Source organism: Lentzea guizhouensis, assembly GCF_001701025.1.
In the GTDB taxonomy this organism is placed as follows: domain Bacteria; phylum Actinomycetota; class Actinomycetes; order Mycobacteriales; family Pseudonocardiaceae; genus Lentzea; species Lentzea guizhouensis.
Genome location: NZ_CP016793.1, coordinates 2,411,839 through 2,426,389 on the forward strand (window position 1 = coordinate 2,411,839; position 14,551 = coordinate 2,426,389).

The 14,551-nt window shown below is 69.7% G+C and carries 12 protein-coding genes; 8 read left to right on the top strand and 4 right to left on the bottom strand.

The annotated features are described in order from the left end of the window. Positions 1 to 8: 8 nt before the first annotated feature. Genes BBK82_RS12110 through BBK82_RS12120 form a run of 3 tightly spaced genes read right to left on the bottom strand, consistent with a single transcriptional unit; the run spans position 9 to position 2,924 of the window. Positions 9 to 761: an SDR family NAD(P)-dependent oxidoreductase gene (locus BBK82_RS12110; RefSeq protein ID WP_065915102.1), complete on the bottom strand. Its 753-nt coding sequence runs from the start codon at positions 759 to 761 to the stop codon at positions 9 to 11. Then, complete coding sequence (locus BBK82_RS12115) at positions 758 to 2,065, bottom strand: enolase C-terminal domain-like protein (protein ID WP_065915103.1); 1,308 nt, start codon at positions 2,063 to 2,065, stop codon at positions 758 to 760. The genes BBK82_RS12110 and BBK82_RS12115 overlap by 4 nt, the downstream gene beginning before the upstream one ends. A 4-nt stretch (positions 2,066 to 2,069) precedes the next feature. Then, positions 2,070 to 2,924 (bottom strand): fumarylacetoacetate hydrolase family protein, encoded by an 855-nt coding sequence (locus BBK82_RS12120; RefSeq protein WP_065915104.1) that lies wholly within the window; start codon positions 2,922 to 2,924, stop codon positions 2,070 to 2,072. Between the two features lie 113 nt (positions 2,925 to 3,037). On the opposite strand from BBK82_RS12120, the gene BBK82_RS12125 reads away from it, so the two are divergent. From BBK82_RS12125 to BBK82_RS12135, 3 genes are all read left to right on the top strand, one after another. Beyond that, positions 3,038 to 5,845 (top strand): S8 family peptidase, encoded by a 2,808-nt coding sequence (locus BBK82_RS12125; RefSeq protein ID WP_154697261.1) that lies wholly within the window; start codon positions 3,038 to 3,040, stop codon positions 5,843 to 5,845. Positions 5,846 to 5,897: 52 nt separating this feature from the next. Next, a complete protein-coding gene (locus tag BBK82_RS12130) occupies positions 5,898 to 6,815 on the top strand; it encodes an N-acetylglucosamine kinase (RefSeq protein ID WP_065915106.1) in 918 nt (305 codons plus the stop codon). A gap of 69 nt (positions 6,816 to 6,884) precedes the next feature. Next, the gene (locus BBK82_RS12135; protein WP_065915107.1) at positions 6,885 to 8,057 is read left to right on the top strand and encodes a hypothetical protein; all 1,173 of its coding nucleotides are present in this window, start codon (positions 6,885 to 6,887) and stop codon (positions 8,055 to 8,057) included. A gap of 1 nt (position 8,058) precedes the next feature. Here the strand turns inward: BBK82_RS12135 and BBK82_RS12140 are convergent, their stop codons facing one another. Then, a complete protein-coding gene (locus BBK82_RS12140) occupies positions 8,059 to 8,706 on the bottom strand; it encodes a DUF3159 domain-containing protein (RefSeq protein ID WP_065915108.1) in 648 nt (215 codons plus the stop codon). Between the two features lie 126 nt (positions 8,707 to 8,832). On the opposite strand from BBK82_RS12140, the gene BBK82_RS12145 reads away from it, so the two are divergent. The 5 genes from BBK82_RS12145 to BBK82_RS12165 are packed head-to-tail and all read left to right on the top strand — an operon-like array spanning position 8,833 to position 14,551. Then, positions 8,833 to 10,044, top strand: coding sequence for an ROK family transcriptional regulator (locus BBK82_RS12145; protein WP_065915109.1), 1,212 nt, complete (start codon positions 8,833 to 8,835; stop codon positions 10,042 to 10,044). Between the two features lie 16 nt (positions 10,045 to 10,060). Continuing rightward, the gene (locus tag BBK82_RS12150) at positions 10,061 to 11,410 is read left to right on the top strand and encodes an ABC transporter substrate-binding protein (protein WP_065915110.1); all 1,350 of its coding nucleotides are present in this window, start codon (positions 10,061 to 10,063) and stop codon (positions 11,408 to 11,410) included. Positions 11,411 to 11,421: 11 nt separating this feature from the next. Further along, complete coding sequence (locus BBK82_RS12155; RefSeq protein ID WP_065915111.1) at positions 11,422 to 12,396, top strand: carbohydrate ABC transporter permease; 975 nt, start codon at positions 11,422 to 11,424, stop codon at positions 12,394 to 12,396. Further along, positions 12,393 to 13,286 (top strand): carbohydrate ABC transporter permease, encoded by an 894-nt coding sequence (locus tag BBK82_RS12160; protein ID WP_065915112.1) that lies wholly within the window; start codon positions 12,393 to 12,395, stop codon positions 13,284 to 13,286. The genes BBK82_RS12155 and BBK82_RS12160 overlap by 4 nt, the downstream gene beginning before the upstream one ends. Continuing rightward, positions 13,283 to 14,551 (top strand): 6-phospho-beta-glucosidase, encoded by a 1,269-nt coding sequence (locus tag BBK82_RS12165; RefSeq protein ID WP_065915113.1) that lies wholly within the window; start codon positions 13,283 to 13,285, stop codon positions 14,549 to 14,551. Before BBK82_RS12160 ends, BBK82_RS12165 begins: the two co-directional genes overlap by 4 nt.

Consider the following 14,551-nt stretch of genomic DNA (forward strand, 5'->3'; position numbering starts at 1 on the left):
ACTGCCTTTCATGACTGCTGGGGACGCAAGCGCAGGCCGTGCATGCCACCGTCGACGGCGAGGACCGTGCCGGCGGTGGAACCCGACAGCGGGCTCGCCAGGTAGGCGATGGCTCCCGCGACCTCGTCGGCGGAGACCAGCCGGCCGTGCGGCTGGCGTGCGTTCAACGCGGCTCGTTCGGCGGCCGGGTCCGGTGCCGAGTCGAGCAGGCGGCCCACCCAGGGGGTGTCGGCCGTGCCGGGTGCGACCGCGTTGACGCGAATGCCCTCGCGGACGTGGTCGGCGGCCATCGCGAGCGTCAGCGCGTGCACCGCGCCCTTGGTGGCCGAGTAGAGCGCGCGCTGCGGGAGCCCGGCCCACGCCGCGATCGAGCCGGTGTTGACGATCGCCGCGGCCGGTGACCTCCGCAGGTGCGGCAGGGCGGCCCTGCTGACGCGGGTGATGCCGAGGACGTTGACGTTCAGGACCTTCAGCCACTCCTCGTCGGAGTTGGCGCTGATGTCGCCCTGCGCGCCGATGCCCGCGTTGTTCACGACCACGTCGAGCCGGCCGAACCGCTGCACGACCTCGTCGACCGCGGCCTGGACGCTCGCGTCGTCGGACACGTCCGCGCGGATGCCGACGAGCGGGTCCGGCACGTCCGGGTGCAGGTCCAGCGCGACGGCGGTCGCTCCCCTGCTGCTCAGCAGGGTCGCGGTGGCCAGGCCGATGCCGGACGCACCGCCCGTGACGACGGCGACGAGTCCCTCGAAGTCCGTCACCTCCCGCCCTCCAGCTCCGTCCACACCGGACCTCCCGGGTAGACGTAGTCGGTCAGCGTCTCGTCCTTGAGCTGGGCGGAGAAACCCGGCTCGGTCGGGGCGAGGTAGCGGCCGTTCACGACGACGGCGGGGTCGAGGAAGTGCTCGTGCAGGTGGTCGACCCACTCGATCACGCGTTCGCCGACCTCGCCGGAGACCGCGACGTAGTCGAAGAACGACAGGTGCCGGACCAGCTCGCACAGCCCGACCCCGCCGGCGTGCGGGCACACCGGGACGTCGAACTTGCGGGCCAGCAACAGGATCGCGATGTTCTCGTTGACGCCCGCGACCCGGCACGCGTCGAGCTGCAGCACGTCGACCGCGCCCGCCTGCAGGAGCTGCTTGAACACCACCCGGTTCTGCACGTGCTCACCGGTGGCGACCCTGATCGGGGCCAGCGCGTCCGCGATCGCGCGGTGGGCCAGCACGTCGTCCGGCGAGGTGGGTTCCTCGATCCAGTACGGGTCGTACGGTGCCAGCTCCTTCATCCACCGCACGGCGATGTCGACGTCCCAGCGCTGGTTCGCGTCCACCGCGACCCGCACCTCGTCACCGACGACCTCGCGGGCGAGCTTCATCCTGCGCACGTCGTCGTCGAGGCTGCCGCCGACCTTGAGCTTGATCATGTCGAAGCCGTCGGCGAGGGCCTGGCGGGCCAGCGTGGCGAGCTTCTCGTCGGAGTAGCCGAGCCAGCCGGGTGACGTCGTGTAGGCCGGATACCCGTCGCGCGCGATGGTGTCCACGCGTTCGGTCTTGCCGTGCTCGGCCTGGCGCAGGATCTGCAGCGCCTCGTCGGGCGTCAGCGCGTCGGACAGGTAGCGGAAGTCGACGAGGCTGACGAGCTCCTCCGGCGTGAGCTGGGCGAGGAACCGCCAGACCGGCAGCCCGGCGCGGCGGGCGGCGAGGTCCCACGCGGCGTTGACCACCGCGCCGATCGCCATGTGCGCCACGCCCTTCTCCGGGCCCAGCCAGCGGATCTGCGAGTCGCCGATCAGCTCGAAGTACAGCTCTGCCAGCGCTTTCGCGTCCTGCGGCACGTCCTTGCCGACGACGTGCGGGGCCAGCGCCGTGATCGCGGCGGCCTGCACGTCGTTGCCGCGGCCGATGGTGAAAGCGAGGCCGTGGCCCTCCGGTCCGTCGTCGGTGCGGAGCACGACGTAGGCGGCGCTGTAGTCCGGGTCCGGGTTCATCGCGTCGGAGCCGTCGAGCTCGCGCGAGGTGGGGAACCGGATGTCCAGCACGTCCAGTGCGGTGATCTTCGGCATGGGCTCAGGCCTGCCCGAGGGTCTGGCGCTGCTTGCCGAGACCCTCGATCTCCAGCTCGACGACGTCGCCCGCGCGCAGGTACGGCTTGGGCTCCGGCTGGCCGAGCGCCACCCCAGCGGGTGTACCTGTGTTGATGACGTCACCCGGACGAAGGACGAGGAACTGGCTGAGGTAGCGCACGACCTCCGCGATCGGGAAGATCATGTTCTTGGTGGTGGAGTTCTGCTTCAGCTCGCCGTTCACCCAGAGCCGCATCTCGAGGTCCTGCGGGTCGGCGATCTCGTCTGCGGGCACGAGGAAGGGACCGAGCGGGTTGAACGTCTCGCAGTTCTTGCCCTTGTCCCAGGTGCCACCGCGCTCGATCTGGAACTCCCGCTCCGAGACGTCGTGCGAGAGCACGTACGCGCCGACGCAGGCCAGAGCGTCCGCTTCGGACTCCAGGTAACGGGCGGTGCGCCCGATGACGACGCCGAGCTCGACCTCCCAGTCGGTCTTGACCGACCGGCGGGGCACGAGCACCTCGTCGTACGGGCCGACGATCGTGTCGGGCGTTTTGAGGAACACGACCGGCTCGGCGGGGATGTCGGCGCCGGTCTCCTCCGCGTGGTCGCGGTAGTTGAGGCCGATGCAGATGACCTTGCCCGGATGCGCGAGCGGCGGTCCGACGCGCATCTCGTCGGCGTTCAGGACGTCGAGCTCACCGGCGTCGAGGGCGGCGCGGACGCGGTTGACGCCGTCGTTCGCGAGGAACGCGCCGTCGATGTCCGGGGTGATCGGCAGGAGGTCGTGAGTGGTCCCGTCGCCGGTCCTCACCGCTGGACGTTCATCGCCGACCGGCCCGAGGCGCAGAAGCTGCACGGCCGTTCCTCCTCTGGTCACACCGCAGGAAATACATCGGATGTATAGCCCCGCGAGGCCACCTTCGTCTAGGCCTCACCGTGAAGTCGTCCGATGACTAGGAGGGATTGATCATGAACTTGGCTGTCGCCTCGCTCCTGGCGGGCGCACTGCTGGCACCGGCGGGGGCACCGGAGCGTGTAACCGTTTTCGTGGAGCTGACCTCGGCTCCCGCGGTGGAGATGCGGGACGCTTCTCAGGCGCGTTCCGCGCGTGACCGGACCTCGGAGCACGTCTCCCGGGTCGTGTCGCGGTCCGGCGGACGCGAGGTTGCCCGAACGTCCAACGCGGTACCCGGCGTCGTGCTCGCGGTCGGCAAGGGCCGGCTGCCGGCGTTGGCGCGGATGCCCGAGGTGCGCGCGGTGCACCGGATGGTCCCCAAGAAGCCGTCGAACGCCTCCGCCGTCCGGCTCACCCGCGCCGCCGCCGCGTGGAGGTCGCTCGGGCGGTTCGGCGACGGCGTGCGGATCGGTGTGATCGACACCGGCATCGACTACCGCCACGCGGACTTCGGCGGCGGCACGTTCCCGACCGCCAAGGTGGTCGGCGGGTTCGACTTCGCCGGTGACGCGTACACCGGCGGCGAGTCGCTGCCGGAGCCGGACGCGGACCCGGTGGACTGCGGTGGCCACGGCACGCACGTGGCCGGGACCGCGGCGGGGTTCGGGGTGAACGCCGACGGCTCGACCTACCGCGGGTCGTACTCGGCGGTGGACCTCGACTCGATGAAGATCGGCCCCGGCGCGGCTCCCCGAGCGTTGCTGTACGCGCTGAAGGTGTTCGGCTGCAAGGGGTCGACGGAACTGACCGCGAAAGCGCTGGACTGGGCGCTCGACCCCAACGGCGACGGCGACTTCGCGGACAAGCTCGACGTGGTGAACCTGTCGCTGGGCAGCGACTTCGGGGCACCGGACGACCCCGACTCGCTGTTCGTGCGCAAGCTGGTCGAGCACGGCGTGGTCGTGGTCGCGGCGGCGGGCAACGGCGGTGACCTCTACGACGTGTCCGGGTCGCCGGCCAACACTCCAGAGGCGATCTCGGTGGCGAACAGCCGGGACGCGTTCTCGATGCTCGACGGCGTCGAGGTGGCCGGGCAGCGGTGGCCGGGGCAGTACAGCGTCGGCTACAAGGACCCGGTCGACCTGACGCTGCCGGTGGTGCGGCTGAGGTCCGGTGTGGACGGTTGTCAGCCGATCTCGGAGCCGCTCGCCGGGAAGATCGTCTGGCTGGAGTGGGACGACGTCGACGCCACACGGGCCTGCGGTTCGGGCGCGCGCACGGACAACGCGTGGAAGGCCGGGGCGGCCGGGGTGCTGCTGCCGACGACGTTGCCGGTGTTCGCGGCGGCGATCGCGGGCAACGCGCACATCCCGGCGTTCCAGCTCACGGCGGCGGCGTCGAGCGCGTTGCGACCGGCGTTGGAGGCCGGGACGTTGTCGGTGCGGATGGCGTCCTCGTTGCAGCGGGCGGTGCCGTCGGTGACGCCGGAGATCGAGGACACGATCACGCCGTCGTCGTCGCGGTCGCGGTCGGCGATCTCGGTGGCCGCACCCGGTGACACGATCTTCTCGGCGGCGTCCGGCACGGCGTCCGACGGGGTGTCGCTGGGGGGCACGTCGATGGCGTCGCCGCACGTGGCGGGCATCGCGGCACTGTTGCGCGAGACGCATCCACAGTGGACGGTCGCCGAGATCAAGGCGGCACTGGTGAACACGGCGTCCGGGGTGGTCCGGTCCGCTTCCGGAGTGCGCGAGGCGCCGATGCGGGTCGGCTCGGGGCGGGTCGACGCGCTCGCGGCGCTGTCCGCGGACGTGCTGGTGCTGGGCGACGCGTCGTTCGGCACGGTCGAGGCGGACGGCCCGGTGCTGGCCACGCGGACGTTGCGGGTGGTCAACAAGGGTGCCGTGACCGTGCCGCTGCGGGTCGCGTACGAACCGGTCACCGCTTTGCCGGGGGTGACGTTCTCGGTGACGCCGAACGTGGTCGTGCCGGCCGGTGGTTCGGTGCCCGTGCAGGTGCGGTTGCGGATCTCCGACCCGGCGGCGCTGCGGAAGGTCGCGGACCCGACCGTGTCGCTGGCGGACGGGCGGCAGTTCCTGGCCGAGGCGTCGGGCCTGGTGAGGTTCACCGGCGCCCGGTCGCTGCAGGTACCGGTCTACGCCGCGCCGAAGCCGGTGTCGCGGCTGTCGGTGTCGTCGGGGCAGGTCGTCGGCCGCGGCACCGGCGGCGACTTCGCGGCGCGGATGACGGTGCTGCAACTGGGCGCGGAGTCCCCGCGACTGCCCGCCTGCGGTGGTGACGTGCAGGACGGCTGCGCGGTGAACCGGACGGCACGCGGCGGTGACCTGCGTTATGTGGGTGCGACGGCGACCTCGGAGCTGCTGGCGTTCGGGGTGGCGACCTGGGACACGTGGCAGAACCTGGGCAACGTGGTGCGGCCGCGGGTGCGGTTCACCGTCGGTGGCAAGGAGTTCGTGACCGAGGCGGTGAAGCCGGAGGACGCGGCCGGCAACGTGACGGCCGACGTGTGGCTGGCGCGGACCACTGCTGTGGCGACCGACGAGGTCGTGGACGAGCAGCCGTTGAACGGTTTTCCGGGCTCCGTGGACACCAACGTGTTCGACAGTGACGTGGTGGTGCTGCCGGTGTCGCGTGCCGTCCTGCCCGCGGGCCCGGTCACCTACACCGTCGGCGTGGAGAGCCGCTACACCGCGCCGGCCGATCCCGACGAGCTGGTCGACGTGGCCCCTGCCGCCGTGTTCTCCTACGAGGTCGTGGTCCCGTCACTGTCCACTGTGGTCCGTCCGGGTGATCAGGTCCCTCCCGGCTCGCTGCTGTTCTTCCACCACAACGCAACGGGTGACCGTGCGCTGACCAGGTGACACCCGGTTGGGCGTGCCCCCGGACCGGCTCGTCTCGGCATACTCGGTCGTTATGGATCTGGTGGTCGGACTGGACGCCGGTGGCACGTCCACCAGGGCTTTGGTGCTCGATCTCGACGGCGCCCGGCTGGGCCAGGGCCTCGCCGGCGGCGCCAACCCCAACTCCCACCCGCCGTCAGTCGCCGCCGCCCACATCGGCGAGGCGTTGAAGGAGGCCCTGGACGGCCTCGACTCCCGCCGCGTCCGCTCCGGCGTTCTCGGCATGGCGGGCGCCTCCCGGATGTCCGATCCTTCCGTGCTGGCGCTCTTCCAGGAGGCCTGGGAACGCGCGGGCCTGCACTGCCCGATGCGGGTGGTCACCGACTGCGAGGCCGCTTTCGCCACCGGCACGTCTTCTTCTGATGGCACTGTGCTGGTGGCCGGCACGGGTTCCATCGCCGGGCGGATCGTCGACCACCGCATGGTCGGCCAGTCCGGTGGGTACGGGTGGCTGATCGGCGACGACGGGTCGGCGTTCTGGCTGGGCCGGGAGGCGGTGCGGGCGACCTTGCGGCTGCTCGACCTGGACGCGCCGCTGGAGGGGCTGGCGACCGCGGTGCTGACGACGGCGGGGGTGCGCGGGCGCGGTGCGTTGGTCAACGCGGTGAACTCTTCGCCGCCGATCGCCCTGGCCCGGTTCGCTCCGCTGGTGTCCGCTGCCTATCACCACGGGGATCCGGCGGCGTTGTCGATCGTGGCTTCGGCCGCGCGGTTGCTGGCGGACACGGCTTCAGCGGTGCGGACGCCGGACGACACGTCGCCGATCGTGCTGGTGGGGTCGTTGATCAAGACACCGGTCGGGGTGCACCTGAAGCAGGAGCTGGTGGGGCGGTGGGGGGCGCAGGTGATCATGGCGACGGAAGGGGCGGCGGGGGCGGCCTGGCTGGCGGCGGTGGACGTGCTGGGACCGTCGGCGCCGCGACCGGTTTAGGTGAATTCGGCGGGTTCTCCTCTTGACCCCTCGGTAACGTCCTCAGGCAGATCATCTGGGGGCTTCGCCGTGTTCGAAACGTTTCTGCGTCGCGTCGCCGGGCTCGCGCTGATCGTGTGTGCCGCGGTTCTGGCACTGGTCGTGGCCGCGCGTCTGGGTGCATGGGAGAACACGCTCGCCGGACGGCGACATGTCCAGCCGACCGGCGTGCGTTCACTCGCCCACGGGGCAGTGGCGTTCTGGGTGGTCACGGCCGTCGGACTGTGGTGGCACCGGCGCCGGTTGCCGATGTGGCGGGTCTGGGCGCGCTGGGCGGCGTTCCCCGGCGTCTTCTACGCGATCTTCCACGGCCTGCAGATCACCGGTGACCACGACCGGCCGATCGCGTTGCTCATCGCAGTCGGTCTGGTGGTGGCCTGCTGGGCGCTGAGCGAGGCGGTCGTGCTGGTCACCACCCGGCCGGTCACGCGTGCGCTCGCCGGTTCGACGCTGGAGATCCCGTTCCCGGTCAGGGGGCTCAAGGCCCGGCTGTGCGTCCGCGCGGACCGGTTGGTGCTCGACAGCCTGGTCTCCCGCCGGAAGCGGTCGCGTGACGTGGTCGCCGTTCCGTGGACGGCCATGCGCTCGATCGAGCTCATCGAGGTCGACCAGGAGATGACCTGCCAGGTGATCATCTACGCCGACGGCGACACCGGCAGACCGCACACCTTCGACGTGTCGCCCGGTCCTGCTCTGCACGTCGTCGGCACGGCACGCGAGCTGTTGGTCCCGGTGACGGCGGAGACCGGGGCGACGGCGCTCGAGGTGGTGCGGGCGCGTTCGGCCGGGGTCGAGGTGGTCGAGAGGCAGCCCCTGGCGGCGCGGCCGCCGAGGAAGCACGAGCTTCGTCCACCGAACTGGGAGTTCCGCACCGACAGCCGCCCGTACATCCTCTGCGTCGTGGGCGCGTTCCTGCTGATGCCGCTCTACATGCTGACGATGATCACGCTGTCAGTGGTCACGGGCTCCGCGGAACTGCAGGACGACTGGGGCACCACCGGTGGCCTGGACCAGCAGTACCGCGTGATCGTCGCCGGCCTCGGAGTGGTCGCCGTGGGGTTCCTCCACCTCGCCCACCGGTTCTGCTTCAAGGCGTTCCTCGACTTCATGGGCAACCAGGACTACATCGAGGCCTTCCCCGAACCGCCACCTCCACCGGCCAGGACCGGCACGGTGCCCGGCAAGAAGCGGAAGAAGCGCTGACCTAAGAGGCAGACTCCGGCACCTGCGGATGCCGGAACCCCGGATGCCCCGAAGGCAGCGCCTTCCGCAGCACCCACCCCGACACCAGGATGCAGACGATCTGCAACGGCCACGACAACGCCGCACGCAGCGTGGCCAGCCAAAACACCTGAGCATCGAGCCACAACGGCGTAAAGACCGCCACGCGCAGCACGTACTGCCCAACCCACGGCCACGACGCGATGGAGTACGCACGCAACAAAGCGGGGTCACGGCGCCAACGCGTCTTCTGCCCGAGCAAGGTCCCGACGACGACACCGAGCAACGGCCAGCGCACCGCGATCGAGCCCGCCCACGCCAGCGCCGACGCGACGTTCGACAGCAGCTGGATGAGGAAGAAGTCCTCGACGCGGCCCGTGTACAGGGCGATCAATGCCGCCGCCACGACCAGCAGGACCGAGAAGACGACGGCGCGCGGTTTTTGGCCTCGGACGAAGCGCACCACGCCGATCACGACGCCGCAGACCACGGCGGCGATGGCGCCTGCGCCGATCGAGTGACCCCAGAGCAGCCAGCCCGCCACGAACGCCAGCGGGGGCAGGGAGGCGTCGAGGGCGCCGCCTCGGCCTCCGAGCAGTGATGCGAGCGACTCCTGGCGCACGTCGGTCATGTTTCCAGACTGCCTTAGGTGAGCCTAAGTCAGGTAACGGAGCTGTATCGGGGATTGACCGCGGTGAACCAGGTCACTACCGTCTGGCCAAATCGTCTGGAAAGTTAACAGACAGGAGCGGACCTAATGCGTGCCGGAAGCCCACGACTGCTGCGGGAGATCAACGACCGCGCAGCCATCGAGGCTCTGCTGCGCAACGGGCCGCTGACCAGGTCGGAGTTGGAAGGCCTGATCGGCCTTTCCAAGCCGGCGACCGCACAGCTGCTCACCCGGCTGGAGTCCGCCGACACCGTGGTCCGCAACGGGCTGCGTGGCGGTGGGCGGGGGCCGCGGGCCCAGCTGTGGTCGGTCAACGGGGCTCTTGCGCACATCGCGGCGGTCGACCTCACCCCCGAGGCGGTCGACGTCGCCATTGCGGACATCTCCGGTGCCGTGCTCACCGAGCACAAGGCGCCGATGCCCGGTAAGCACGGTGTGCTCGAGGCGTTCACGAGCGCGGTCGGCAAGGCGTGCGGACAGGCCGGCCTGGGTCCCGAGGAGTTGTTGCACGTGGTGGTGGGTTGTCCGGGAGCGGTGAACCCCGCGAACGGTGAGCTCGCCTACGCACCGCACCTGCCCGGCTGGAACGGCTTCGACGTGCCAGGCCGGTTGCGCGAGCAGCTCGGGACGTCGGTGAGCGTCGAGAACGACGTCAACCTCGTCGCGCTGGAGGAGATGGTCGCCGGACGGGCCACCGAGGTGAGCGACTTCGTCGTCATCTGGCCCGCCGACCTCGTCGGTGCCGCCGTCGTGATCAACGGGGTGCTGCTGCACGGCGCCTCCGGTGGCGCGGGCGAGATCGACGGGTTGGTGATCCCCGACCGCGCGGTGGCCGACACCGGCACGGACCGCTCCGGCGGCACGTACGGCGAGCTGCTCAGCAGTGCTTCGATCTGCAAGCTCGCCAGGGCCCACGGGCTCGCCGCGCGCAACGGTCACGGTGCCGTGCGCAAGGCGTTGGCCGCCGGTCCCGCGGGCCGTGAGTTCCTGGTCGACCTCGCCAGGCGCATCGCCACCGGTGTGGCCGGCGTCGTCGCGGTGCTCGACCCGGAGCTCGTCCTCCTGTCCGGCGACATCGCCCAGGCAGGCGGAACCACGCTGAACGACCTCGTTGCCGCGGAACTGCGGCAACTGGTGGTGCCGAGGACGTCCGTCCAGCTGGCCCTCGTGACCGGGAAGCCGGTGCGTTCCGGCGCACTGCACTCGGCGCTGGCCTTCGCGCGCGAGCAGGTGTTCGGCCTGCCGGCAGCCACCACGGCTCCATTCCGCGGCCCCGTGGTCGCCGGGTCCCCACGTTGATCGAGAAGGAGTGCACATGCGCAAGCACACCCGTGCTGCCTTGCTCTGTGTCGCCGCAGCGCTGACCCTCACCGCATGTGCGGCGGGCAAGGGTGGAGGTGGCGCGACCTCCGACGCCGCCGCAGCTCCCGGCAAGGACGACAAGCTGACGCTCACGGTCTGGAGCAACTACTCCGACCGCGAGTACGAAGAGGTCACCAAGGCCCTCAAGACGTTCACCAAGAAGTTCCCGAACATCGAGATCAAGCACGAGGGCTCGCAGGACGACGACAAGATCACCGCGGGCATCCGCTCCGGCAACACGCCGGACGTCGCGCTGTCGTTCACCACCGACAACATCGGCCAGTTCTGCTCCTCCGGCGCGTTCCAGGCGCTCAAGCCCTACATCGACCGCGACAAGGTCGACCTGGACCAGATCTCCCCCGCGGTTCGCGAGTACACCGAGTACAAGGGCAACCGCTGCGCGATGCCCATGCTCACCGACGTGTACGCCATGTACTACAACACCGGCATGCTGGCCGAGGCCGGCGTCACGGCCCCGCCGAAGACGCTGGACGAGCTGTTCGAGGCCGCGAAGAAGCTGACCAAGAAGGCGCCCAACGGCGACATCGAACGCGCCGGCTACCTGCCCACCATGGGCTTCTACGCCAACCGCCCGACGATCCTCGCGCCGTCGTTCGGTGCCGAGTGGGAGAAGGACGGCAAGTCGTCGCTCGCCTCCTCGCCCGGCTTCACCGAGATGATGACGTTCCAGAAGAAGCTCGTCGACTTCTACGGCTTCGACGCGCTGGAGCGGTTCCGCGCGGGCCTCGGCCAGGAGTACTCGGCCGACCACGCGTTCCACCAGGGCAAGATCGCGATCATGATGGACGGCGAGTACCGGACCGCCTTCCTCAAGGCCCAGGCGCCGCAGATCAAGTTCGGCACGGCCCCGTTCCCGACCTGGAAGCCCGCGGACTACGGCACCGCCTTCACCACCGGCACGATCATGGGCATCCCCAAGGGCGCCAAGAACCCCGGCGCCGCGTGGGAGCTGATCAAGCACCTGTCGTTCGACACCGACACGATCGTCGACCTGTCCAACGCCATCAAGAACGTGCCCAGCACCAAGGCCGCCATGGAGAGCCCGAAGCTCCAGGTAGACGAGCAGTTCAAGACGTTCATCGACCTGGCCAAGAGCGACAAGCTCAAGGGCAACCCGGTCACGCCGATCGGTGACGCGCACATCAAGGCCGTGACCGACTTCGCGGTGTCCTACACCTCCGGCAAGGAAGCGGATCTGGCAGCAGGCCTGAAGAAGGTCGACCAGAACATCGACGACGTCGACCAGAACATCGACGACGCGATCGCCAAGAGCGGCAAGTAGGGACTCGTCAGATGACCGCCACGCTCGGTGCGCGGCCCGCCCCCGGCAGGGGGCGGGCCCGTGCCCGCCACCGTCTCGCCGTGCTCGGGTTCATGGCCCCGGCACTCATCGGCTTCGTCCTGTTCTTCGGCTACCCGCTGGTCGCCACGGTCGTCTTCTCGTTCACGAAGTACGACCTGATCAACGCACCGGAGTTCACCGGGCTCGACAACTACCTCTTCATGTTCAAGGACCCCCTGTTCACCAAGGCGGTCCAGAACACGCTGTGGTTCGTCGTCGTGCTGACCGTTGCCAGGACCGTGTTCGCGCTGGGCGTGGCGTCGGTCATCGCACGTCTCAAGTCGGGCGTCGGACTGATCCGCACGCTCTGCTACCTGCCGTCGCTGGCCCCGCCGGTGGCCGCGACGCTGGTGTTCTTCATGGTGATGCGCCCCAACGGCGGCCCGCTCGCCACCGTGCTCGACTGGGTCGGACTCCAGTCGCCGCTGTGGTTCTCGGACCCGCTGTGGGCCAAGCCCGGCATCACGGCGATCATGCTGTGGATCTCCGGCGACCTGATGATCATCATCCTGGCCGCGATCCTCGACGTGCCGCAGGAGCAGTACGAGGCCGCCGAGCTCGACGGCGCCGGCCCGATCCGCCGGTGGTGGCACGTCACGCTGCCGACGATCTCCCCGGTGCTGCTCTTCGGCATCGTGAACTCGGTGATCCTGGCGTTGCAGCTGTTCACCCAGGCCGTCGTCGCGGGGTCGGCGGGCTCGGGATCGGCTGACTCCACCGGGGCGACCAAGTACCTCGGGTACCCGGACAACTCGACGCTGACGTTCCCGGTCTACCTGTACACGCAGGGCTTCCGCTACTTCGACATGGGCTACGCCGCCGCGATGGCGACGGTCCTGTTCGTCATCTCGTTCGCCGTGACGATCGTGCTGGTGCAGCGGATGCGCAAGAACTCCGCCGCCGAGGAAGGGGGCCCGGGAGCATGACCGCCACGCTCACCAAACCGCCGGTGGACGTTCCCGCAGAACCGTCGCAGCCGAAGAGGCCGCGTGACGTCAGGGGCGCCCTGAACTGGGTCGCCACGCACGCGATCGGCCTCGCGCTGGGCCTGATGTTCGCCACGCCCGTGCTGTTCGTGTTCCTCACCGCGGTGATGTCGGACGACCAGGCGTTCACCTCGGACCTGTGGCCGCGGGAGTGGCACTGGGAGAACTTCGTCGAGGTCTTCGACAAGGCACCGCTGTTCCAGTACCTGTTCAACAGCCTCGCGTACTCGCTGCTCGCGACCGCCGGCATGCTGCTCTCGTCGATCCCGGCCGCCTACGCGCTCGCGAAGCTGCGGTGGCGTGGCCGCAACATCGCGTTCCTGCTGGTCATCGGCGCGATGATGCTGCCTCCGCAGGTCGTCGCGGTGCCGCTGTACGACACGTGGTCCTCGCTCGGCCTGACGGGCACGCTGTGGCCGTTGATCGTGCCCTACTTCCTGTTCGACGCGTTCAGCATCTTCCTGCTGCGCCAGTTCATGCTGACCATCCCGCAGTCCTATGTGGACGCGGCACGGGTGGACGGCTGCTCGGAGTTCCAGGCGCTGGTGCGGATCATCGTGCCGATGGCGCGGCCGGGCATCGCGGCGACCGCGCTGTTCTGCTTCCTGTTCACCTGGAACGACTACTTCGGCCCGTTGCTCTACACCGGTGAGGTGAAGGAGCAGTGGACGTTGTCGCTGGCGCTGGCGACGTTCAAGGGCATGCACATCGTGCAGTGGAACTCAGCGATGGCGGTGACGTTCCTGACCATGATCCCGGCGATCATCTTGTTCATCTTCGCCCAGAAGTCGTTCGTCAAGGGCATCACTTTCACTGGAGTCAAAGGATGAAACTCACCGTCGTCGGTGGCGGGTCCACCTACACACCGGAGCTGATCGACGGCATCGCCGGCCGTCGCACCAGCCTCGCGGTGGACGAGATCGTCCTGGTGGACCCGGACGAGCACCGCCTGGGGATCGTCGGCCCGTTCAGCCGGCGCCTGCTGGAGCACGCCGGGCACCCGGCGAAGGTGCGCACCACCACGTCGCTGGAAGAAGGCGTCGAGGGCGCTTCCGCGGTGCTGTTGCAGCTGCGCGTCGGCGGGCAGACGGCGCGTGCGTCGGATGAGACGTTCCCGCTGTCGTGCGGGTGCGTCGGCCAGGAGACCACCGGTGCGGGAGGCCTCGCGAAGGCCCTGCGGACCGTGCCGGTGGTCCTGGACATCGCCGACCGCGTGCGCGAGCTCGCCGGGCCGGACACGTGGATCGTGAACTTCACGAACCCGGTCGGCATCGTGACGCGGGCGTTGCTGCAGGCCGGGCACAAGGCGATCGGCCTGTGCAACGTGGCGATCACGTTCCAGCGGTGGACGTCCGCGCTGCTGGGTGTCGACCCGTCCAGTGTGGAGCTGGAGCATGTCGGCCTGAACCACCTCACGTGGGAGCGCGGCGTCTTCGTGGACGGCGTGGACCGGTTGCCGGAGCTGCTGGCGGACCACGTGGACGGGCTGGCCGAGCACATAGGCATCGACGGCGCGTTGATGCGGCGGCTGAACATGGTGCCGTCGTACTACCTGAACTACTTCTACAACCACGACGCCGTGGTGAAGAAGCAGCTCGACTCGCCGCCGCGCGCCGAGGTGGTGGCGGCCGTGGAGAAGGAGCTGCTCGACATCTACGGCGACCCGTCGGTGGTGACGAAGCCGGAACAGCTCGGACAGCGCGGTGGGGCGTACTACTCGGAGGCGGCGGTGCAGCTCGTGCACGCGCTGACCGGTGGTGCGGGTGCCGAGAAGCACGTGGTCAACGTGCTCAACCGCGGCACGTTGCCGTTCCTGCCCGACGACGCCGTGATCGAGGTGTCGTCCACTGTGGACGCAAACGGGGGCACGCCGCTGCCGGTGCGCCCGGTGGAGCCCACGATCTCCGGCCTGATCTCGCACGTGACCGCCTACGAGCACCTGGCACTGGAAGCCGCGATCCACGGTGGTCGCGACCGAGTGGCGAACGCGCTGCTCGCCCACCCGCTGATCGGCCAGCACGCCATCGCGGACCAGCTGGCCGACGAGCTGATCGCGCAGAACCGCGATCTGCTGCCGTGGGTGAAGGGAGCCTGA

Excerpts from the sequence above, each read along its gene's own strand:
- BBK82_RS12115 (WP_065915103.1), bottom strand. The coding sequence starts at position 2,065 with ATGCCGAAGATCACCGCACTGGACGTGCTGGACATCCGGTTCCCCACC.
- BBK82_RS12125 (WP_154697261.1), top strand. The coding sequence starts at position 3,038 with ATGAACTTGGCTGTCGCCTCGCTCCTGGCGGGCGCACTGCTGGCACCG.
- BBK82_RS12130 (WP_065915106.1), top strand. The coding sequence starts at position 5,898 with ATGGATCTGGTGGTCGGACTGGACGCCGGTGGCACGTCCACCAGGGCT.
- BBK82_RS12140 (WP_065915108.1), bottom strand. The coding sequence starts at position 8,706 with ATGACCGACGTGCGCCAGGAGTCGCTCGCATCACTGCTCGGAGGCCGA.
- BBK82_RS12145 (WP_065915109.1), top strand. The coding sequence starts at position 8,833 with ATGCGTGCCGGAAGCCCACGACTGCTGCGGGAGATCAACGACCGCGCA.
- BBK82_RS12150 (WP_065915110.1), top strand. The coding sequence starts at position 10,061 with ATGCGCAAGCACACCCGTGCTGCCTTGCTCTGTGTCGCCGCAGCGCTG.
- BBK82_RS12155 (WP_065915111.1), top strand. The coding sequence starts at position 11,422 with ATGACCGCCACGCTCGGTGCGCGGCCCGCCCCCGGCAGGGGGCGGGCC.
- BBK82_RS12160 (WP_065915112.1), top strand. The coding sequence starts at position 12,393 with ATGACCGCCACGCTCACCAAACCGCCGGTGGACGTTCCCGCAGAACCG.
- BBK82_RS12165 (WP_065915113.1), top strand. The coding sequence starts at position 13,283 with ATGAAACTCACCGTCGTCGGTGGCGGGTCCACCTACACACCGGAGCTG.